The 21,208-nt window shown below is 69.3% G+C and carries 13 protein-coding genes; 10 read left to right on the forward strand and 3 right to left on the reverse strand.

Annotation, left to right across the window (positions count from 1 at the left end):
• The first annotated feature begins 94 nt into the window (after positions 1-94).
• Positions 95-1,420: an FAD-binding oxidoreductase gene (locus tag DSD19_RS20890; RefSeq protein WP_075784526.1), complete on the forward strand. Its 1,326-nt coding sequence runs from the start codon at positions 95-97 to the stop codon at positions 1,418-1,420.
• A gap of 5 nt (positions 1,421-1,425) precedes the next feature.
• Here DSD19_RS20890 and DSD19_RS20895 read toward each other — a convergent pair whose 3' ends face one another.
• A complete protein-coding gene (locus DSD19_RS20895; protein ID WP_243628187.1) occupies positions 1,426-2,562 on the reverse strand; it encodes an FAD-binding oxidoreductase in 1,137 nt (378 codons plus the stop codon).
• A gap of 79 nt (positions 2,563-2,641) precedes the next feature.
• Between DSD19_RS20895 and DSD19_RS20900 the strand changes: the two genes are divergently transcribed.
• The 9 genes from DSD19_RS20900 to amt all read left to right on the forward strand — a co-directional run bounded on the left by DSD19_RS20900 (position 2,642) and on the right by amt (position 15,936).
• On the forward strand, positions 2,642-3,538 hold the full coding sequence (locus DSD19_RS20900) for a LysR family transcriptional regulator (RefSeq protein ID WP_113670973.1): 897 nt from the start codon (positions 2,642-2,644) through the stop codon (positions 3,536-3,538).
• Between the two features lie 92 nt (positions 3,539-3,630).
• Entirely contained in the window at positions 3,631-5,700 is a 2,070-nt protein-coding gene (locus tag DSD19_RS20905; RefSeq protein ID WP_243628188.1) for a hydantoinase/oxoprolinase family protein, read from the forward strand.
• Positions 5,700-7,688 (forward strand): hydantoinase B/oxoprolinase family protein, encoded by a 1,989-nt coding sequence (locus DSD19_RS20910; protein ID WP_075784530.1) that lies wholly within the window; start codon positions 5,700-5,702, stop codon positions 7,686-7,688. Before DSD19_RS20905 ends, DSD19_RS20910 begins: the two co-directional genes overlap by 1 nt.
• Positions 7,685-7,981 (forward strand): (2Fe-2S)-binding protein, encoded by a 297-nt coding sequence (locus tag DSD19_RS20915; RefSeq protein ID WP_075784531.1) that lies wholly within the window; start codon positions 7,685-7,687, stop codon positions 7,979-7,981. The genes DSD19_RS20910 and DSD19_RS20915 overlap by 4 nt, the downstream gene beginning before the upstream one ends.
• Positions 7,978-9,360 carry an FAD/NAD(P)-binding oxidoreductase gene (locus tag DSD19_RS20920; protein ID WP_113670975.1) on the forward strand — a complete coding sequence of 461 codons (1,383 nt, stop codon included), beginning with the start codon at positions 7,978-7,980 and terminating at the stop codon, positions 9,358-9,360. The genes DSD19_RS20915 and DSD19_RS20920 overlap by 4 nt, the downstream gene beginning before the upstream one ends.
• Positions 9,361-9,450: 90 nt before the next feature.
• Entirely contained in the window at positions 9,451-10,914 is a 1,464-nt protein-coding gene (locus DSD19_RS20925) for an aldehyde dehydrogenase (RefSeq protein WP_113670976.1), read from the forward strand.
• Between the two features lie 23 nt (positions 10,915-10,937).
• A complete protein-coding gene (locus tag DSD19_RS20930) occupies positions 10,938-11,984 on the forward strand; it encodes a tartrate dehydrogenase (protein WP_113670977.1) in 1,047 nt (348 codons plus the stop codon).
• Between the two features lies 1 nt (position 11,985).
• The gene (locus tag DSD19_RS20935; RefSeq protein ID WP_113670978.1) at positions 11,986-13,425 is read left to right on the forward strand and encodes an NAD-dependent succinate-semialdehyde dehydrogenase; all 1,440 of its coding nucleotides are present in this window, start codon (positions 11,986-11,988) and stop codon (positions 13,423-13,425) included.
• A 126-nt stretch (positions 13,426-13,551) separates the two neighbouring features.
• Positions 13,552-15,936: an ammonium transporter gene (gene amt, locus DSD19_RS20940; protein ID WP_113670979.1), complete on the forward strand. Its 2,385-nt coding sequence runs from the start codon at positions 13,552-13,554 to the stop codon at positions 15,934-15,936.
• A gap of 1,054 nt (positions 15,937-16,990) precedes the next feature.
• On the opposite strand, the gene DSD19_RS20950 is transcribed toward amt, so the two are convergent.
• Together DSD19_RS20950 and DSD19_RS20955 are read right to left on the reverse strand one after the other, a co-directional pair.
• Complete coding sequence (locus DSD19_RS20950) at positions 16,991-19,576, reverse strand: EAL domain-containing protein (protein ID WP_113670980.1); 2,586 nt, start codon at positions 19,574-19,576, stop codon at positions 16,991-16,993.
• A gap of 377 nt (positions 19,577-19,953) precedes the next feature.
• On the reverse strand, positions 19,954-21,084 hold the full coding sequence (locus DSD19_RS20955) for a hypothetical protein (protein ID WP_165828202.1): 1,131 nt from the start codon (positions 21,082-21,084) through the stop codon (positions 19,954-19,956).
• Between the last annotated feature and the right edge of the window lie 124 nt (positions 21,085-21,208).

The following is a 21,208-nucleotide window of genomic DNA, read 5'->3' on the forward strand; positions in this document are numbered from 1 at the left end:
ATTCCGCAGGAAATGCTGTTTCCGGCGCGGTTTCTGGCAGGTACGGGCGCGGCGGCTGGCCTAACGTCGGCCCCGAACAGACCGGAGTCCCCTCATGCCCGCGCCCCTTCACCGGATCGAAACCCCCGATATCCTGCCCGAATCCGCCGATTGCGTCGTCATCGGCGCAGGCATCGTGGGCGTGTCGGCCGCCTATTGGCTGGCCGCGGCCGGACAGAAGGTCGTGCTGCTGGAAAAGGGACTGGTCGGCGCCGAACAGTCCTCGCGCAACTGGGGCTGGTGCCGCCAGCAGAACCGCGACGCGCGCGAACTGCCGCTGGCCACCAGAAGCCTCGAGCTGTGGGAGCGCATGACCGTCGAAACCGGCGTCGATCTCGGCTTCCGCCGCTCTGGGCTTCTCTATCTCTCCAACGACCCTGCCGAAATCGAGGGCTGGGCCGACTGGGGCCGCTTTGCCCGGGGCGCGGGCATCGATACCCGGATGCTGAGCGCCGCCGAAGCCGCCGAGCGCGGCGCCGCGACCGGGAAATCCTGGGCGGGCGGGGTCTGGTCGCCGACCGACGGCATCGCCGACCCGGCCCGTGCCGCCCCCATGATCGCAACCGGCGTGACGAAGCTGGGTGGCACCGTTCTGCAGAACTGCGCCGCCCGCGGGATCGAGCGCGAGGCGGGCGCGGTCAGCGGCGTCATCACCGAAAAGGGCGTGATCCGCACCCGTCAGGTGGTGCTTGCGGGCGGCGCCTGGGCCGCGAGCTTCCTGCACCAGCTTGGGCTGCGCTTTCCGCAGGCCTCGGTCCGCAGCTCGATCCTGTCGCTCGCGCCCGGCGGCGGCGATCTGCCCGCCGCGCTTCATACCGCCGCCGTCTCGGTCACCCGGCGCGGCGATGGCGGGCATACGCTGGCGATCTCGGGCAAGGCCAGTCTCGACCCGACGCCCGGCGCACTGATGGGCGCGCGGCACTTCCTGCCGATGTTCGCCAAGCGCTGGCAGGCGCTGGCCCCGGGCGGGTTCCAGGCCTGGGCCGCAGGCGTCGAGACCCGGCGCCGCTGGGCGATGGACGCGCCCACGCCGATGGAGACGGTCCGCATCCTCGACCCGCGCCCGGCGCCGAAGCTGATCGCCGAGACGCTGACCCGCGCCCGCCGGCTGCTGCCTGCGCTGAAGGCGCTGCCGGTACAGGCCGAATGGGCGGGCTATATCGACAGCACGCCTGACGGGGTGCCGGTCATCGATGGCGAGATCGGCGTGCCGGGCCTGTTGCTGGCGGCCGGGTTTTCCGGGCATGGCTTCGGCATCGGCCCCGGTGCTGGCCATCTGGTGGCCGACATCCTGCTGGGCCGCCCGCCGATCACCGAAATCGCGCAATACCGGCTGGCGCGCTTCGATCGCGCGCAATGGGGCAAGGTGTCGGACTTCTGAGCCGGTCATCGGACGAAACGCCCGATCCCGAACTCGGCCAGCGGGGTCGCGCAAGCCCCGGTCGCGATCAGCTCGGCCATGGCGTCGCCGACCCCGGGGCCAAGCTGAAAGCCGTGCCCGCAAAAGCCGAAGGCATGAAAAAGACCCGGCGTCGTGGTCGAGGCGCCTATCACCGGCAACCCGTCAGCGACATAGCCCTCGCAGCCCGACCAGGTGCGGATGATCGCGGCATCCCTCAGCGCAGGCAAAAGTCGCACGAGCGCCTGCACCTGTCCCGGCAGCCGCGCCGGATCGGCATGGGCATGGCCGGGGTCAAGCGCCACCGGCACCCGTTCGGCCGCACCGCCGAAGACGATGTTGCCGCGCTCGACCTGCCGCAGATACCCGTTCCGGCCCGCATCCCGGGTCCAGATCCCGACCACCGGCAGCACCCGGTGCGGCAGCGGCTCGGTCACGCCCATCTGCGGGCCGAAGGCCGTCAGCGGCACCGGCTCACCGAACCGCGCCGCGATCCCGGCGCCCCAGGCCCCGGCCGCGTTCAGCAGGACCCCGGCGCCAAAGGTGCCTTGCGCGGTGTCGACCTCGAAGCCCGCGGCGGTCTGGCGGATCTCGGCCCGCCCCGCCTCTTCGACGATCCGCACGCCCAGCGCGCGGGCGGCGGCGGCGAAGGCGGGCGCGATCAGACGCGGATTGGCCGCCCCGTCCTCGGGCGAGAACGAGGCCGCGATGGCCTCGGGCCCGACCCCCGGAAAGCGCGCGCGGATCTCTGTCGGCGACAGTTCCTGAAGGTCGAGCCCCCAGGGACGGGCGGCCTTTGCAAAGGCGCGCATGTCCGACAGGCTGTCGGTGTCGAAGATCAGCCGCAGATGGCCGGTCGCCCGAAACTCGACATCGCGGCCCAGCAATGCCTCAGCCTCGCCCCACAGCGCCCGGGCGCGATGGGCCAGCGGCAATTGCGGCAGGTAGCGCCCGGTCCGGCGGATATTGCCAAAGGACGCAATTGTTGCGCCAGTGCCGATCCGGCCGCGTTCGACCAGCGTCACCCGAACCCCGCGCCGGGCCAGGAAAAAGGCCGAGGCCGTGCCCATCAGCCCGCCGCCCAGAACCAGTGCATCCATGCTGCCGCCACCTGTCTTTGCCATCTGCAAGCTTGGCGGCGACGGGACTTTGCGTCAAAGACGGGTTCGGAATAGCCTTATAAGCCCAACGTATGGAAAGCCGATGCGCGCACGCCAGCTGGAAGTCTTTACCGCCATCATGCGGGCGGGCACCGTCACCGCCGCCGCGCGGATGCTGAACATCTCGCAACCGGCACTCAGCCAGATCCTGTTGCATACCGAGGACGAACTGGGCTTTCGGCTGTTCGACCGGATCAAGGGCCGCCTGCATCCCACGCCCGAGGCCATCGAGATCTTCCCCGAGGCCGAACGGATCTTCGCCGATCTCGAAGGGCTGCGCCGCAAGACCGCCGATCTGCGGCATGGCCGGGCCGGGCTGGTGCGGATCGCTGCCTCGACCCCGCCCGCAATGGCGGTGTTGCCCGGCGCGCTGGCCGCCTTCCGGGCGCGCCACCCCGAGATCCTGCTGCGGTCTCACATCGCGCCGCTGGCCTCGATGATCCGAATGCTGCGCGAGGGCGATGCCGGGCTGGCGCTGGCGCTTGACGACCGCCATGCCCCCGATATCGCGGCCGAGGTTCTGGGCCGCGTTGGCTTTGTCTGCCTTCTGCCTTCAGGCCATCCGCTGGCCGCGCAACACAGCCTGAGCCTTGCCGATCTGGCCGAGGCGCCGCTGATCTTCTATCGCAGCGACACCCGCCCCGCCGAAGAACTGGCCCGCGCGGCCCGCACCGGAGGCGTGACCCTGACCCCCAGTCTTGAAATCGACGTCTCGATCTCGGCCGTGGGCTTCGTGCAGGCGGGGCTTGGGCTGGCCCTTGTCGATGCGCTGCTGCCCTGGGCACAGTTTCAGGGCATTGCCGTGCGGCCGCTGGCGGCCAGCCCGACCGTGCCGCTGGCATTGCTGTCGGCCCGCAACCGCCCGCTGTCGCAGGCCGAAACCCGGCTTTGCGGCCATCTGCGCCAGACCTGCCGCGCCCTGCCCACGCTTTTGGCATAAGCCCAACTTATGCCGCCGGTCAGGATGCGTCTTGGACCGCGCCCCGGCCCTCGTGCCAGCCTGCGGCCCGACACAGCAAGGGACAGATGGCCATGGATGCAAGCGGCGCTTTGCCAGCCGACTGGAAGGTCGGCGTCGATATCGGCGGCACCTTCATCGACTTCTGCGCGCTCGAGACGCGCTCGGGCCGGGTGGCCTCGCTGAAGGTGCTGACCACGCCCGACGAGCCGGGGGCCGAGCTGATGACGGGCCTCACCCTGCTGGCCGAGCGCGAGGGGCTGGCGCCCGCCGACATCACCCGCTTCGTCCATGGCACCACGGTCGGGATCAACACGGTGATCCAGCGCAAGGGCGCGCGGCTCGCACTTGTGACCAATGCGGGCTTCGAGGACGTGATCGAACTGGCGCGCCTCAGGATGCCCGACATGTATTCGCTGTTCTGTGCGCGCCCCGATCAGCTGATCGCCCGCGACATGGTGTTCGGCATTCCCGCGCGGCTGCGGGCCGACGGGCGGGAAACCCGCGCGCCGGACATGGCCGCGGTCGCCGGGGCCGTCGCCACGGCCCGCGCCCGGGGGGCCGAGGGCATCGTCGTGGCACTGCTGCATGCCTGGCGCGACGGCGCGCAGGAGACCGCGATCAAGGCGGAAATCGAACGGCTTGCGCCCGACCTTTTCGTCTTCACCTCGTCCGAGGTCTGGCCGGTGATCCGCGAATACGAACGCACGACGACCGCAATCCTCAACGGCTATGTCCACCCGCGCGTCGCGGGCTATCTGGGCGCGCTCGAAGACCGTCTGGCCGCCCGCGGCGTGCCCGCGCGCGCGCTTCTGACCAAGTCCAATGGCGGGGTGATGAACGCCGCAGAAGGCAAGACCGCCTGCGTGAACATGCTGCTGTCGGGCACCGCCTCGGGGGTGATCGGAGCCGCCTGGCTGGCGCGGCAGGCGGGCGAGGACAAGGTGCTGACGCTCGATATCGGCGGCACCTCGGCCGATTTCGCGCTGATCGTCGACGGCGCCGCGCAATTCGGCACGGGCGAGCTGGTGGGCGAGTTTCCGTTGCACATTCCGTCGGTCTCGGTCAGCTCGATCGGGATCGGCGGCGGGTCCATCGCCTGGATCGACGATCACGGCGTGCTGCGGGTGGGGCCTGACTCGGCCGGGTCGAGCCCCGGCCCCGCCTGCTATGGGCGCGGCGGCACCAAGGCGACGGTCACCGATGCGATGGCCGTCTGCGGCTGGCTTGGCCATGCGGAAATGGCCTATGGGCAGCTCGACATGGACCCCGCGCTGGCCCGCGCGGCGGTGGGCGATCTGGCCGCGATCCTCGATCGGCCGCTGGCCGAAACGGCGCAGGCGATCCTCGATATCGCGGTTTCCGAGATGTTCGTCGAGGTCGAGAAACTGGCCTCGCGCGCGGGGGTCGACCTGCGCGAATTCACCCTGATGCCCTTCGGCGGCGGCGGCCCGATGCTGGGTGCGTTCCTGGCGCAGGAAATGGGCATCTCGCATGTGATGGCGCCGCGCCGTCCCGGCGTCGTCTCGGCGCTGGGCGGGCTGGTGGCCGATCTCAGGGGCGATTTCATCCGCACGGTCTTTGCCCTGCCCTCGCCCGAGGTCCTGCCAAGCCTTCGGGCCTCGCTGACCGACCTGATCGCCGAGGGCCGCCAATGGCTGGCCGATCAGGGCCATGACGGCGCGATCGATCTGATCCTGTCGGCCGACATGCGCTATCACGGGCAAAGCTACGAGATCGAGGTGACGCTCGACCCCGCCTGGATCGAGGCGGGCGATCTGGGCGCCATCGCGGCAACCTTTCACGCGACCCATGCCCGGATCTACGATTTCGACGACCCGACGGGCACGGTCGAGATGGTCAACCTGCGCCTGACCGCCATCGGCGCCGGTCCCGCGCTGAGCCTGCCAGAGGCCGACGCCGCAGTGGCCCCCGCGACGCCATTGAAGACCGTGCGGGTGCACACCGGCGGGGCCCTGCGAGACGTAACGCTCTATTCGCGGGACGATCTGACCCCGGGCACCGGGTTCGAAGGCCCCGCCGTCATCGTCCAGGAAGACACCACCGTCGCGATCCCGCCCGGCGCGCGGGCCCGTGTCGACCGCCACCTGAACCTTCATCTGCAGATCGAGGAGCGCGCCTGATGTTTGATCGCATGACCCTTCAGGTTCTCGCGAACCATGCCCGTGCCGCGGCGGAGAACATGGCCCATACGCTGCACCGCACCGCCCATTCCGCCTTCGTGAAAGAGACGCAGGATTTCACGGTGATGCTGATGGACCGCGCGGGTCAGACCTTTGCCGTGCCGATGGAGCTGGGTGCCACCTGGTATCCGGGGCTGACCTACGGCCGCGCCATCGACATGGTGGATGACTACCGCCCCGGCGATGTGGCCTTCACCAACGACCCCTATTCGGGCCATGTCGCGACCCACGCCCCCGACACCCATCTGTGGAAACCGATCTTCGCGGATGGCGAGATCGTCGCCTGGTCGGGCGGGCATATCCACAATACCGACATGGGCGGCGCCGTGCCCGCCTCGCTGTCGCGCGCGCTGACCGAGATCCATCAGGAGGGCCTCCGCTTTCCGCCGATGAAGCTGGTGAACGAAGGCGTCTTCGACGCGCAGATCCTGCGGATAATGTCGACCAACGTGCGCAAGCCCGATCTGAACATCGGCGACATCAGGGCGCTGGTCGGCGCGCTGAACACGGGCGAACGCAAGGTCCATGCGATGATCGCCAAGTTCGGCAAGGCGGCGTTTCTGGACGGGGTGGCGGGGCTTCTCGATCATGCCGAGGCGCAGGCCCGCGCGGTTCTGGCGGCGATGCCCGACGGGACATGGGAGTTCGCCGACTACGCCGACGAGGATTCCGAAAAGGCCAATCCCTGCCGGCTGAAGCTGCGCCTCACGATCCGGGGCGACGAGGCCATCCTCGATTTCACCGGGTCCGATCCGCAACTGGCCAGTTCGCTGAACGTGCCTTCGGGCGGCGATCCGCGCCATACGATGCTTTTGGTGGGCGTCTATTACGTCCTTTACACCCTGAACCCGCAGATCCTGCTGAACACGGGGCTCACCCGGCCCTTCACCTGCATCGCGCCCGAGGGCACGGTGCTGAACCCGGTGGCCCCCGCCGCGGTCGGCATGCGGTCGCTGACCTGCGCGCGGCTGAGATCGGTGATCTTCGGTGCCTTCTCGCAGGCGGTGCCCGACCGCCTGCCTGCAGCACCGGCGGGCAATAACTGCATCGTCAATGTGATGACGACGGACGACCGCAGCCGCCGGACCGTCATCGCGGCGGTGAACCCGGTCGTGGGCGGCGGCGGCGGCATGCCCCATCGCGACGGCACCAATGGCTCGGGCGCCGATGCGGCCTACCTGAAAAACACGCCCATCGAGATCACCGAAACCGAAACCCCGGTCGAATTCGTGAAATACGGGCTCGCGCGCGATTCCGGCGGCCCGGGGCGCTGGCGCGGCGGGCTTGCGACCGAGATGGCGTTCCGCGTCTTCGCCCCGGATACCCGCATCACCGCGCGCAACCGCGACCGGTCCTTCTTTCGCCCCTGGGGCGTGCTGGGAGGCCGGGCGGCGGGGCTGTCCGATATGGTCGTCAATCCCGGCACCCCGGACGAGAGGCGTCTGGGCAATGTCGATACCGCCGTGCTGCAACCGGGCGACGTGCTCGAGATCCGGTCGGCCGGGGGTGGCGGGCGCGGCGATCCGATGGCGCGCGAGCCCTGGCGGGTGGCCGAGGATGTGGCGCGCGGCTATGTCTCGGCCAAGGCCGCCGAACGGGACTATGGCGTCGTGCTGCGCGACGGCACGGTCGACGGCCCCGCGACGGCGGCACTCCGCGCCCGCGCCACGCCCGCGCCGGGCCATTTCCATTTCGGCCCCGAGCGCGACGGTTACGAGGCGCAATGGACGCCCGCGGCCTATGACGCGCTGACCGCGATCCTGTCGGCGCTGCCGATCCACTGGCGGTTCTTCGCCAAGACCGAGATCTTTGCGCGGATGGAGGGGCGCACCGGCGCCGAAGGGGTCGCGGCCGCGTTCGAGGCCGTCTGCACCCGCTTTCCGGAGCTGCCCCGGCCCCGCGCCGAAGCCGCCGAGGCCGCTGAATGACCGGCAGGCTCGTCCGGCTTGCGGAAAAGGGCCGCCTGCCCGTCCGCTTCACGCTGGATGGCAGCCCCTGTCAGGCGCTGGCGGGGGATACGGTTCTGACGGCGGTGCTGACATCGGCGCGAAGCCTGCGCGCGGGCGATGCAGGCCCCGAACGGCGCGCGGGCTTCTGCCTGATGGGCGCCTGTCAGGATTGCTGGATCTGGCAGGAAGACGGGCCGCGTCTGCGTGCCTGCTCGACACCGGTCGCGCCGGGCATGCGGCTTCTGTCGCAGCCGCCGGAAAGCTGGCCATGACCAGGGTCGTCATCGTCGGTGCGGGCCCCGCGGGCATCCGCGCGGCCGAAACGCTGGCCCAAGCCGGGCTTTGCCCTGTCGTGATCGACGAGGCCCCGCGCGCGGGCGGCCAGATCTACCGCCGCCCGCCCGAGGGCTTCACCCGCCCGCCCACCAGCCTTTATGGCAGCGAGGCCGCCAAGGCCGTCGCGCTGCACGGCTGTTTCGACGGGCTGGTCGCCCAGGGCCGGATCGACCATCGCCCCGAAAGCTCGGTCGTGGCGATCCGGGACGGGGTGCTGCATGTCCTCGGGCCAGACGGGCTTTTGCCCTGCCCCTTCGACCGGCTGATCCTTGCGACCGGCGCGACCGACCGGCTGGCCCCGGTGCCCGGCTGGCAGGCGCCCGGTGTCTTTTCGCTTGGCGCCGCGCAGATCGCGCTGAAGGCCCAGGGCGTGGCGCTGGGGCGGCGGATCGTGCTGGCCGGAAGCGGGCCGCTTCTGACGCTGGTCGCGGCACAGCTGCAGGCGGCCGGCGCCGGGGTCGCCGCCGTTCTCGACACCGCGCCGCTTGGGGCTCAGGCCCGGGCGCTGCCTCTGCTGGCGGCCCGGCCCGTCGTCACGCTGCGGGGGCTGGCGATGCGGGCCCGGCTCGGGCGGCTTTACCGCGCGGGCGTCACGCTTGAGCGGATCGAGGCCGATGGCGATGGCCCGACCGCGCTCTACTGGCGCGATGCGCGCGGACGGGCGCGGGAGACCCCTTGCGATGCAGTCGCGCTTGGCTGGCATCTGCGCTCTGAAACCCATCTGGCCGAACTGGCGGGCGCGCGCCTTGTCCACGATCCGCTCTGGTCGCAATGGCGGCCCGGGGCCGACCCGATGGGCCGGGCGGGTGCCGGGCTTTATCTCGCGGGCGACGGGCTCTGCCTGCTTGGCGCCGACGGTGCCGAGATCGCCGGGCGGCTGGCCGCCATCGCCTGCCTTCAGGATCTGGGCCTGCCCCACCCCGCCCCCGATCTGCGCCGCCTCAGGCGCCTGCACCGCTTTGCAACCGGCCTCGCGCGGGCCTTTCCCTACCCCGCCGCCGGGGTCGCGGCGCTGCCCGACAGCGCCGTCATCTGCCGCTGCGAGGGCATTACCGCGGGCGCGCTGCGCGAAAGCGCCGCCCATGGCGGGGCCGAGGCCAACCGGGTCAAGTCGCTGTCGCGGGGGGGCATGGGCCGCTGTCAGGGCCGCTATTGCCAGATCGCGGTGACCGAGATCCTGGCCGCCGCCACCGGGATCGCTCCGGCCGAGGCGGGGCGGATGCGGGCCCAGGCCCCGGCGCGGCCGCTGCCGGTCTCGGCCTGCCTGGCCGATCCCGCCCCATCGCAGACGATCCTGCCATCCGGGCCGCGCTGACAGCGGAATATGCTGCGCGCCCCGGCGCTTCGGCAGGAAGATACGGGGGGCCATCGGCTAGGATCGGCCCAAGATCACAGCGGAGGAGCCATGTCGCTCAGTTTCGACCCGGCACGCCTGTCCCTGCCGGAGGGCCATTTCATCGGCGGGCGCTATCTGCCCGGCCCCGACGCCATCGAGATCCGCGCGCCCTCGGACGGCCGCATCCTTGGCGCGATCCCGCAGGCCGATGCGGACACCGTCGACCGCGCGGTCGAGGCCGCCCGCTCAGCGCTCGGCCGTTCGGGCTGGGGCGATCTGCCCCCGCGCGACCGGGTCCGGGCGCTGCAGGCCTGGGCCGATCTGATCGAGGCCGAGGCCGCGGACCTGGCCCGGATCGAGGCCGTGGCCTCGTCCCGCCCGATTGCCGAGGCGGTGCCGGGCGATGTCGCGATCCTGGCCGAACAGATCCGCTTTTTCGCCGAATTCGCCGACAAGGAGGGCGGCAGCCTGGTGCCGACCGGCGCCGGGCGGATGGGGATGATCGCGTCCGAACCCTATGGCGTGGTCGGCGCCATCACGCCCTGGAACTTCCCGCTGTCGATGGCGGGCTGGAAGCTTGGCCCGGCGCTGGCCGCGGGCAATGCGGTGGTACTGAAACCCTCCGAGATGACGCCGTTCTCGACGCTGCGCCTGGCCGAGCTGTCGGTGCGCGCGGGCCTGCCCGAGGGGCTGATCAACATCGTGCTCGGCGACGGGCCGAACACCGGCGCGGCGCTGGTCGCCCATCCCGGCATCGCCAAGGTGTCGTTCACCGGCTCGACCCGGGCGGGCGCCGCGATCATGGAGAACATCGCCCGGACCGGCATCAAGCCGATGACGCTGGAACTGGGCGGCAAGTCGCCGCAACTGGTCTTTGCCGATGCCGATCTGGACCTTGCCGCCGACTGCATCCTGCGCGGCATCACCGCCAATGCCGGGCAGGTCTGCGTCGCCGGATCGCGCCTGATCGCCGAAGCCTCCGTGGCCGAAGAGCTGGCCGCGAAAATCGCCGCGAAGATGGCCGGGATCGTTCCCGGCCCGACCTGGGAGGCGGCCACCGGCTATTCGCCGATCATCTCGGAGGCGCAGTTGTCGCGCATCGACAGCCTCGTGCAGGCCGCCCGGGCCGGTGGTGCCGAGGTGCTGTGCGGCGGCAACCGGCTCGACCGGCCGGGCAGCTTCTATGCGCCCACCATCCTGACCGGGCTTGGCGCGGACTCGCCCGCCATCACCGAAGAGATCTTCGGCCCGGTGCTGACGGTCGAAACCTTCAAGACCGAGGACGAGGCGCTGGCCCTGGCCCGCCATCCGACCTATGGCCTCTGTTCGGGGGTCTTCACCCGCGATCTGTCGCGCGCGCTGCGGATGACCCGCGCGATCGAGGCGGGCACGGTCTGGGTCAACCGCTATGGCCGGTCGCGCGACCATATCCTGCCCACCGGGGGCTGGAAATCCTCGGGCCTCGGCAAGGATCTGGGCCGCGAGGCCTATCTGGCCAACCGGCGCCAGAAATCCGTTCTGATCGACCTTTGAGCCGCGCTTTTCAGGAGACGACCATGACCAATCACAAGATCGCCCTGATCCCGGGCGACGGAATCGGCGTCGACGTGACCGATGCCGCGATCGAGATCGCCACCGCCGCCGCCCGGCGCTTCGGCTTCACGCTGGCGACCGAGACCTTCCCCTGGTCCTGCGACCACTACCTGGCCACGGGGCGGATGATGCCCGAGGACGGGATCGAGACGCTGCGCGGCTTCGACGCGATCTATCTGGGCGCGGTCGGCTGGCCCGCCACGGTGCCGGATTCCGTCTCGCTGCACGGGCTTTTGCTGCCGATCCGCAAGGCCTTCGCGCAATATGCCAATATCCGGCCGCACCGGCTGCTGAAAGGCGTCGAGGGGCCGCTGAGGTCGGAAGGCTTCGACATTCTCTGCATCCGCGAAAATACCGAGGGCGAATATTCCGGCGCGGGCGGGCGCGTACATCAGGGCACGCCCGGCGAGGTCGCGATCCAGACCTCGGTCTTCACCCGGATGGGCGTCGAACGCATCCTGCGCTTTGGCTTCGAACAGGCGCGCGCGCGGCGCGGGCACCTGACCTCGGTGACGAAGTCGAACGCCCAGCAATATTCGATGGTCTTCTGGGACGAGGTCACACGCGAGGTCGCGGCCGACTATCCGGACGTGAGCGTCGAACCCATGCATATCGACGCGATGGCCGCGCGGATGGTGATGGCGCCCGAAAGCCTTGACGTGATCGTCGCCTCGAACCTCTTCGGCGACATCCTGACCGACCTGGGGGCGGCCATTCAGGGGGGCCTGGGCTTTGCGGCCTCGGCCAATATCAACCCCGACCGCAGCGCGCCCTCGATGTTCGAGCCCGTGCACGGCTCGGCCCCCGACATCGCGGGCAAGGACATCGCCAACCCCATTGCCGCGATCTGGTCGGCGGCGATGATGCTCGATCATCTGGGCGAGGCCGAGGCCGCCGCCGCGATCCTTGCCGCCATCGAGGCCGCCACGGCGCAAGGCATCGGCACCCGGCCCGGCAGCCATTCCACATCCGCGATCACCCAAGCCGTCAAGGCGGCGCTGGAGGCCTGAGATGACCCTGAACGATCCCGAACTTTTCCGCGAGGCCGCGCTGATCGGCGGCCAGTGGACCGCCCGCGCCGACATGGCGGTGACCGATCCCGCGACGGGGGCCACCATCGGCCACATGCCCGATTGCACCGCCGCCGAGACCGAGGCCGCCATTGCCGCCGCCGCGGCCGCCATGGGACCCTGGAAGGCCCGCAGCCATGCCGAACGCGCCGATCTGCTGATGGCCTGGTACGACCTGATGCGCGCCCATGAGGTCGATCTGGCCCGGATCCTGACCGCCGAGCAGGGCAAGCCGCTGGCCGAGGCCCTGGGCGAGATCCGCTATGGCGCCAGCTTCGTGCGCTGGTTCGCGGAAGAAGCGCGCCGGATCAATGGCGGCATCATCCCCTCGCCCACGCCCGACAAGCGCATCCTGACCCTCAAGGAACCCGTGGGCGTCTGCGCCATCATCACGCCCTGGAACTTCCCCAACGCGATGATCACCCGCAAGGTCGCCCCGGCGCTGGCCGCAGGCTGCACCGTGGTCATCAAGCCCTCGGACTTCACCCCCTATTCGGCGCTGGCGCTTGGGGTTCTGGCAGACCGCGCGGGCATCCCCGCGGGCGTCATCAACATTCTGACCGGCCGCCCCGAAGAGATCGGCGCGACGCTGACCGGGTCCCCCATCGTGCGCAAGCTGTCCTTCACCGGCTCGACCCGGGTGGGGTCTCTGCTGATGGAGCAATGCGCGCCCACGGTGAAACGCCTCAGCCTGGAACTGGGCGGCAACGCGCCTTTCATCGTCTTCGACGACGCCGATCTCGACGCGGCGGTCGAGGGCGCGATGGCCTCGAAATTCCGCAATGGCGGGCAGACCTGCGTCTGTTCGAACCGGATCCTCGTGCAGGCGGGCATTCACGACGCCTTCGTCGGGAAACTGGCGGCCCGGGTCGCGGCGCTGAAGGTGGGGGCGGGCACCGAGGACGGCACCCAGATCGGCCCGATGATCAACGCCGCCGCCATCGCCAAGATCGAGGCCCATGTGGCCGACGCGCTGGCGAAGGGCGCAACCCGCGCGACGCCCGCCCGCGATCTGCCGCCGCAATTCGCCGATCCGGTGGTCCTGACCGGCGCCACGACCGCGATGCGGCTGGCCTCGGAGGAAACCTTCGGCCCGGTGGCGCCCATCTTCCGCTTTAAGACCGAGGCCGAGGCGCTGGCCATCGCCAATGGCACGCCCTACGGGCTGGCCGCCTATTTCTACACCCGCGATCTGGCCCGCGCCTTCCGGGTCGGCGAGGCGCTCGAATTCGGGCTCGTCGGGCTCAATACCGGCGCGGTCAGCCACGAGGTCTCGCCCTTCGGCGGCGTCAAGACCTCGGGGCTCGGGCGCGAAGGCGCCCAGGCCGGGATCGAGGAATACCTTGAAACCAAAGCCTTCCATCTGGGCGGCCTGCTCTGATCGAGGCAGGGGCGCGCCCTCCGGCGCGCCCTTACCGGGGCCCGGCGACAGAGCCCCGGCGCGGTTAATTTTTATTTCGGATGTGAGGGATAGGCAGGGATTCGTGCAAAAGAGTGAGCCCTGTTCATGCAAGCTGTCCTGGCGGTTCTCGCCACCCTCCTGATCCCTGGGATTGCAACTGCCGAGACCGAGCGTTTCGCGCTTCATACCGACCTCGACCATGTCTGGACGATGACCGCCGCGGCGCTGGTCTTCTTGATGCAGGCGGGCTTCCTGCTGCTTGAGGCCGGGCAGGTCCGGTCCAAGAACTCGATCAACGTCGCCCAGAAAAACCTGGTCGATTTCATCCTGTCGACCCTGGCCTTCGGCTCGGTCGGCTTCGCGCTGATGTTCGGCCCCAGCCTCGGCGGATGGATCGGGTTTTCGGCCGATTACGCCTTCTTCAACACACAAGGCGACTGGTCGCTGACCTTCTTCGTCTTCCAGCTGATGTTCTGCGGCACCGCCGCCACCATCGTCTCGGGTGCGGTCGCCGAACGCGCGACGATGTCGGGCTACATGATCTGCACCCTGCTGATCGGCTGCCTGATCTACCCGGTCTCGGGCCACTGGGCCTGGGGCGGGCTTTTGTCGGGCGAGTCCGAGGGCTGGCTCGCGCGGCTCGGATTCATCGACTTCGCGGGGTCGACCGTGGTGCATTCGGTCGGCGCCTGGGTGGCCCTGGCCGCGATCATCCTTATCGGGCCGCGGCTCGGGCGCTATGACGCGGCGGGGCGGCCCGTCGCATTGCACGGGCATTCGCCGGTGCTGTCGACGCTGGGCGCGCTGATCCTCTGGATCGGCTGGATCGGGTTCAATGGCGGGTCGACCAATATCGGATCGGGCGCCATTGCCGGGATCGTCGCCAACACCATCGTCTCGGGCGCGGCGGGCGGCGCGGCCGGGCTGATCATCGGCGCGCGCAAGACCGGCATCTACCGGCCCGAGCATCTGATCAACGGCTCGCTGGCCGGTCTGGTCGGCATCACCGCGGGCTGCGACGCGGTCTCGACGCAATCGGCCTTCCTGATCGGGGCCAGCGCAGGCGCCGTTGCCTTTCTCGCGCATGAGATGCTGGACCGGGTCTGGCGGCTCGACGACCCGCTCGGGGCGATTTCGGTGCATGGCTTCGCAGGCGCCTGGGGCACGCTGATGGCGGGCGCCCTCGCCCGGCCCGATGCGTTGATGGCAGGCGGCCGCCTGACCCAGGTCGGTGTGCAGGCGCTGGGCGTGGGCGCGGTCTTCGTCTGGGCCTTCGGCACCGGCTTTGTTCTGCTCCGGATTGCGGACGCTCTGCTGCCCGCGCCGGACGGGCCGCGCGGCGGGCTGCGCGTTTCGCGCGAGGCCGAAGAGGCCGGGTTGAACATTTCCGAACATGACGCGCCGCTGGGGCTGTCGGGGCTGGTGCGGGCGATGGCCCGCATCGCCGAGAACCCCTCGGCCGAAATCGGCCGGATCGACACCGAACCGGGCGAGGAATCGCACGAGGCCGCGACGCTGTTCAACGGCATCGCCGAGAACATCCGCCTCAAGGCCGAAACCGACCGGCGGCTTGCCGACCAGTCCGAAGCGTTGCTGGCCGATCTCGCTGGCACCATCGAGGCGGTGCTGGACGGGCGGCTCGACCGGCGCATGCGGATCGGGCATGAGGGCCCCTTCGCCCGGGTGCCGGGGTCGATCAATGCGATGATCGGGTCGGTCGAGACGATGGTCGGCGAGATCGCCGCCTCGGCGCAGTCGGTCGCCGCCCATGCCGCGCAGCTGAGCGCCCAGAGCGTGACGCTGACCTCAGGCTCGACCGATCAGGCCCGCCAGATCGGGTCCGTTTCGGAAGAGATGGCCGAGCTGCGCGCCGAGGTCGACCGCAACGGCGCACGGCTGGAACAGGCGTTGCTGAATTCGGAGCTGGCGCGGCAGGGCGCGGCCGATGCCGCCGAGATTTCGCGGAGCGCCGTGGCCGGGATGGAACGGGCCAGCGCCGCGATCGGGCGTATCGCCGCCGGGCTCGAGATGATCGACGAGGTCGCCTTTGCCACCCGCCTGCTCAGCCTCAACGCCTCGGTCGAGGCGGCCCGGGCGAGCGGCACGGCCGGCGCGGGCTTTTCGGTGGTGGCGCAGGAGGTGCGCAGTCTTGCCGAAACCACGACCGCCTCGGCCCGCGATATCCGCGGGATGCTGAACGGCGTGCGCGAGACCGTTTCCGGCGCGGTCCGCGAGGTCGCGGGCACCGACCACGCGCTGGAGGACATTCGCGGTCGCATCGCCTCGAACGCGACGCTTCTGGCCGAGGTCGAACAGATGGAGACGCGCTCGCGCACCCTCCTGGCCCGTGTCGAAACCACGCTGTCCGATCTGGCGCAGTCCTCGCGGAGGGTACTGGAAGAGGCGGACCAGACCCGGCAGGTGGCCCGCGAGCTGCATTCGAACGCCGCGCGCACAACCGCCACGGTCGAACGCTACCGCGCGGCCTGAGCCTGCGCGCGAAGCTGTAAGCTGCCAAGAAGTCCGCGAGGTGCGTCTGCAGCTGGTCGTGGCTGTCGTGATGGTCCCGATTGACGTTCAGCGGGGAGACGCGCCACTGGTGCCTCGCCTGGTCCGCTTCACCCGCCCTGATCGTGCGGTGCATCCGTTCGACCTGTCCGCCGCTCGGGAAAAACAGTCCCCCCGGACTGTTTTCCGATCCTCCGAACTCCCGGGATGGTTGGGGTTGGTCCGCCGGTGCTCGATCCCGTTTGCCTCGCAGATCATGTCAAAGCGCATCGGCCGCGAAGACGCGGTATTCCGGCTCCGGGGCTGCTCGGCGAACTGAATGCCCCTCGCCATTGTCTCTCAAACCAATGGCGCTCCAATGGCTCGATCGGTGAGGACGGTGTGGACCTGATAGGGCACGGCTTCGAGCATGCATTGCAGGACCTCCCGGGCCGTCTTCCTGTCTGCGCCTCGGCGATGTTGATCTGGATCGAGCCTGCGTGGTCGCCATCGGTTCGAGACCCGCTGGCGAGGGCCGACAGGGCAGCGTTTGAACGCCGACCGCTTCGGCTTGTCGCCCTCGACGTCCGGCAGGCGCGAGAGGCATTCGCCATCGGGCTTGAACCAATGGCACCGCAATGGCTCAGCGCTGCGGTGCAGAGCGTGTCAGATGCGGGATGGACGGCTGCAGGGCACGGAGGCCGTCATCAAGCGGCAGCAGCGTGTGGCGCCGAAACGCGACGATGGCCGCCTCCTCGGCCTCGGTGAGGACCGTCGAACGTGGATCCTTAGGGCCGGTCTTGCGATCATCGACCGTCTGCCGTTTGCGCCGGTTCGCAACCGTCTCGGGGGTCGTCGGGAAAACGATTCACCGGATCGTTTTCCGATCCTCTCCACTCCGCAGGTCCCGGCTCAGCGTCGCGAGCGACGCCTGCGATCACTGTATCGCGGCTCTGACCGCGTACGTGGTCGTGGCGCTTCCGTGAGGAACTTGTCCCATAGGGCCTCCTTCCATTCCTTCGAAAGGATCACACCATCAAACCCTGGGATCGAACAGCTAGCCCGCCTGTGCGCTGCGCATGGGCGGAAGGACCGGGGTCTCTTCGACGCCGAGCCCCGGAAAGACACCCGCCGCCGACCGGCCCTCGACCTCGAGGAAGTCCTCGCGCGAGAGCGGGTGGCCCAGAAGGTACCCCTGTGCCTCGTTGCACCCGGCCTCCATCACCTGAAGCAGTTGTTCGCGGGTCTCGATCCCCTCCGCAACCACGTCGATCCCCATGCTGCCGCAGAGCATGCAGACCGCGCGCACGACCGCGGCGCCGCCCAGATCGCTGTCGATCTCCTGCACGAAGGAGGCGTCGATCTTGACCTTGTCGAAGGAGAAGATCCTGAGATAGCGCAGCGACGAATACCCGGTGCCGAAATCGTCGAGCGAGATCCGGACGCCCATCCCCTTCAGGGCGGTCAGCTTGTCCTTCACATCGTCGGTATCTTCGAGCAGCACGCCTTCGGTGATTTCCAGCGCCAGCCGCGCGGGCGGCAAACCGCTCGATTTCAGGGCCTGGGTCACATCGCCGACGATGTCGTGGCGCCGGAACTGCACCGGCGACAGGTTGATGGCGACACTCAGCCGGTCGGGCCAGGAGGCCGCCTCGGTGCAGGCCATCCGCAGCACAAGCGCCCCGAGCGGCACGATCAGCCCCAGTTCCTCGGCCATGGGGACGAATTCGCAGGGCGGGACCAGGCCGCGCGTCGGGTGCCGCCAGCGCAGCAGCGCCTCGGCCCCGGTGATCCGCCCGGTATCGAGATTGACCAGCGGCTGGAACAGCATCGAGAACTGGTCCAGCTCGATGGCGCGCTTGAGATCGGCTTCCAGCTTGATCAGCGCATTCTGCCGGTCCAGCATGTCCCTGTCGAACAGAAGGCACTGGCCCCGGCCCGCGGATTTGGCCGCGTAAAGCGCGATATCGGCCCGCGACATGATCTTTTCGGCGCGATCGCCATGCTCGGGCGCGAGCGCGATGCCGACGCTGGCCCCGATATCCGCCAGACGCCCGTCGATCCTGAAGGGTTGCGACAGCAGGTCGATGATCCGGTCGCCAAGCCCAAGCGCGCTGTCGGGTTGCTGCTGGCCGATCTGGATCACGGCGAACTCGTCGCCGCCGAACCGCGCCACCGTGTCGCCCTCGCGCACCGCGCCCTGCAGACGCTCGGACACATGGCGCAACAGCTGATCGCCTGCGGCATGGCCAAGCGTGTCGTTGACATGCTTGAACCGGTCGAGATCGACGAACAGGATCGCCGCAGGCCGGTTCGGGTCGGCGGTGGCAATGGCGTAATCGATGCTGTCGGCAAAGGCCCGCCGGTTCGGAAGCCCGGTCAGCGTGTCGTGCCTGGCCATGTGGAGGGCCTGTTCTTCCTGATCGACCCGTTCGGAAATGTCGCTGGCAATCATCATCCAGCCGCCGGGCACGGGCTGGACCTGCAGCAGGACATGCCGGCCGTCGTCCAGTTCCCAAGATGCCGAATCCGACCCGCGCTGCGCGATCAGGGCCTTCATGCGGCTGGCAAAAGCCGCCCCGCCGCCGGGGCGCGCGGCGCTCATCCGGCAGCCGACCTGCGTCAAAAGCCGGTCCAGCGTCACCGAACCCTGCCCGGAAGACAGCTCTTTCGGCATGCCGAAGAAGGACCAGAACATCGCGTTCGCCACCAGAAGCTTGCCGGTTCCGTCGAACATGCACAGGCCCGCCGGCATGTTCTGCACGGTCTCGGACAGAAGCGCCCGCTGGGTCTTCATCTCGGCGGCCAGCCGCCGGGTCTCGACGATGCTGTCGCGCAGCGCATGGGCCGAATGGGACAGGGTCGACAGCTCGTTCCGTTCGGTGCCGAAATCCGGCAGCCGGACCGTATCGTCCCCGCCAAGAAGCCGGCGCAGCGCATCGTTCAGAGCGATCAGCGGAAGGCTCAGGCGCCGCACGACCCAGATCGCCGCGCCAAGGGCGAGTGCTCCGGCGGCCGCCAGCGTCAGCACGATCAGCCGCAGGCTTTGTTCGACGATGATGTCCTGGCGCTCCAGCGCGACCGCCGTATCGGCACGGGTCAGCGTGGTCATGTCAGTGATTCGCGCGGTCAGATCGGCCGCCATCTGTTCGACGCCCACTTCGAAATGCTCTTTTGCCTTCTCGAAGTCGCCGTCCTCCGCCAGCCTGTCGGCCACGCGAAAACTGGCAAGATAGCCGTCCCAGTCCCGTTGAAGATCGTCGACGATCCGCGTTTCCTCGACCGACAGGCCGAGCGACCTGAGCCGCAGCAGCGCCTGTCCGAAGGCCGAGGTCGCCACGCGCTGCGCCTCGCGCAGATCCTCACGCTCGAACGGATCGACCTCGAGCACGGAGCGTTCTGCGGCAATTTCGTGATCGCTCAGCGCATTCTCGATGTCATTGATGGCAAAGAGACGCGAGACCGAGACATCGCCGACAGACCGCGCCGAGGCGCCCAGTGCCTTGAATTCCACATATCCCACGACGCCAAGCGTCACGCTTGTCAGGAAAAGCGCCAGCATGATCCCGATCAGGCGCACCCCGAGCCCCGTCGCCGCAAGGCGATTGACGAGCCGCCCCCGCCCGCTGCGCGTTTCCGTCATGTCCGTCTCCGTACACTGGCGGGGCTTTCCTCCTGCCCCGGGTCTGCGCGCCTCGGCCCGTCGCCCGGTCCGCCCTACGCCCCGTCACATCAAGGGACTGACGCCTGTGGCTTAAATCCGCTTTAAGACGCCCGGGTTTGCGAACTGCAAAAACCAAGATTTTTTATAGTCCTCGAATGGGTCAAGTTGATGGCATCTATGGGCGGCGGAGGCCGGTCCTTGCGCGGTCCGCGAAAACCGCCGACCGACAGCCCTGAGGGCGGGCGTCGGCTTTGCCCGGCCTGCTGGAAAAGCCCGTCCTGACGCTGCAGGATCGCGGCCCGGATCGGCGCGCGGCGCGCACGCGGCGACCGGTCCTTGTCGTTCCGTCTTCCGCCCTATTCCGGGATCAGAACGAAACCGTGCGTCGCGCCGTTCGGCGCGATGCCATAGCCGGTGATCCAGCCATTGTCATTGATGTCCTTGGCCAGCACGAGATGCCAGCCGCTGTCGGGGTCGATGCAGTCGTTGAGATCGACCAGCCGCCGGTCGGCCCGGGTCCAGAGCACGGCGGCATTGCCGTCCCCGGCGGCGCTGTAGCCCACCACCTCGCCCCGGTCGTTCAGCCCGAAGGCGTGGCTCATGTCCTTGCCGCCGGGCAGGTCGCCGATGTCGTGCAGAACCGCCCCATCCCAGAAAAAGCCGCGATCCGTGCCGCTGTCGCCAATGCCCTTGCCGACGATCTCGCCCAAGCGGTTCATGTCGTTGACGAGGCTCGCATAGCCGCCGCCCGAAAACCCGGGCAAAAGCGTCCAGACCCCGGCTTCGTAGCGGAAGGCGCGAACCTCGTCATGGAGCGCGGCCTGGCCCGCGATCTGGCCCGCGTCGTTGATGACCATGCCATGGGCGGTGTCGAATTGCGGCCCCGGCAGGCCGATCTCGACCAGCCGCCCGCCCTGCCAGAGTGCCACGCTTTCCTTGCGGTCGGGGCGGCCGACATAGCCGGTGATGTCGCCCCGGGCATTGATCGAATGCGCCTGCCCCGGATCGGCGTCGGGTTCCAGCGCGGGCAGCAGCGAGATGCCCGACTTGTCCCAGAGCGCGACCGCCGGGCCCGCGTCGGTATAGGTGGTCCCGACGATCTGCCCGGCCTCGTTGATATCCTCGGCCTGACTGTAGATCGGCTCGCCCATCAGCCGCAACACGCCCAGATCGCGCATCTGCCCGCCTTTCCAGTAGAAGGCATGGGTGGCGCCGGTCATGTCGACGGCCGCGCCGACCACGGCATTGTCTTCGCTGATCGCATGCGGAACGCTGGTCGCGCTGCCATCCGCCAGATCGCCCAGATCGACCACGAAATAGAAGGGCCGCTCCGGAGCGTCGGTCAGCGGCGGCATCGCGACCGCCGGTCCCGCCGCCAGGTCCGAGCCCCCCAGCACCAGAGCCAGCGGCAGGAGCGCGGCCGGGCAGGGTCGCGGAACACCGGCCGGTTCGGCAGTCTTGACGGCAGTCTTGACGAGGGCGGGCATGAGAGGTTCCTGATCCGGGCCGCCCGCGATGCGGACGGGGCGCGATGGCGGGCGACATAGCCCGAGCCATGTCACGGAGTCCTTGATCCAGGATAAACTTTTCTTGCGACACGAGCGCTCATAT

The organism is Rhodovulum sp. BSW8, assembly GCF_003314725.1.
Classification (GTDB): Bacteria; Pseudomonadota; Alphaproteobacteria; order Rhodobacterales; family Rhodobacteraceae; genus Rhodovulum; species Rhodovulum visakhapatnamense.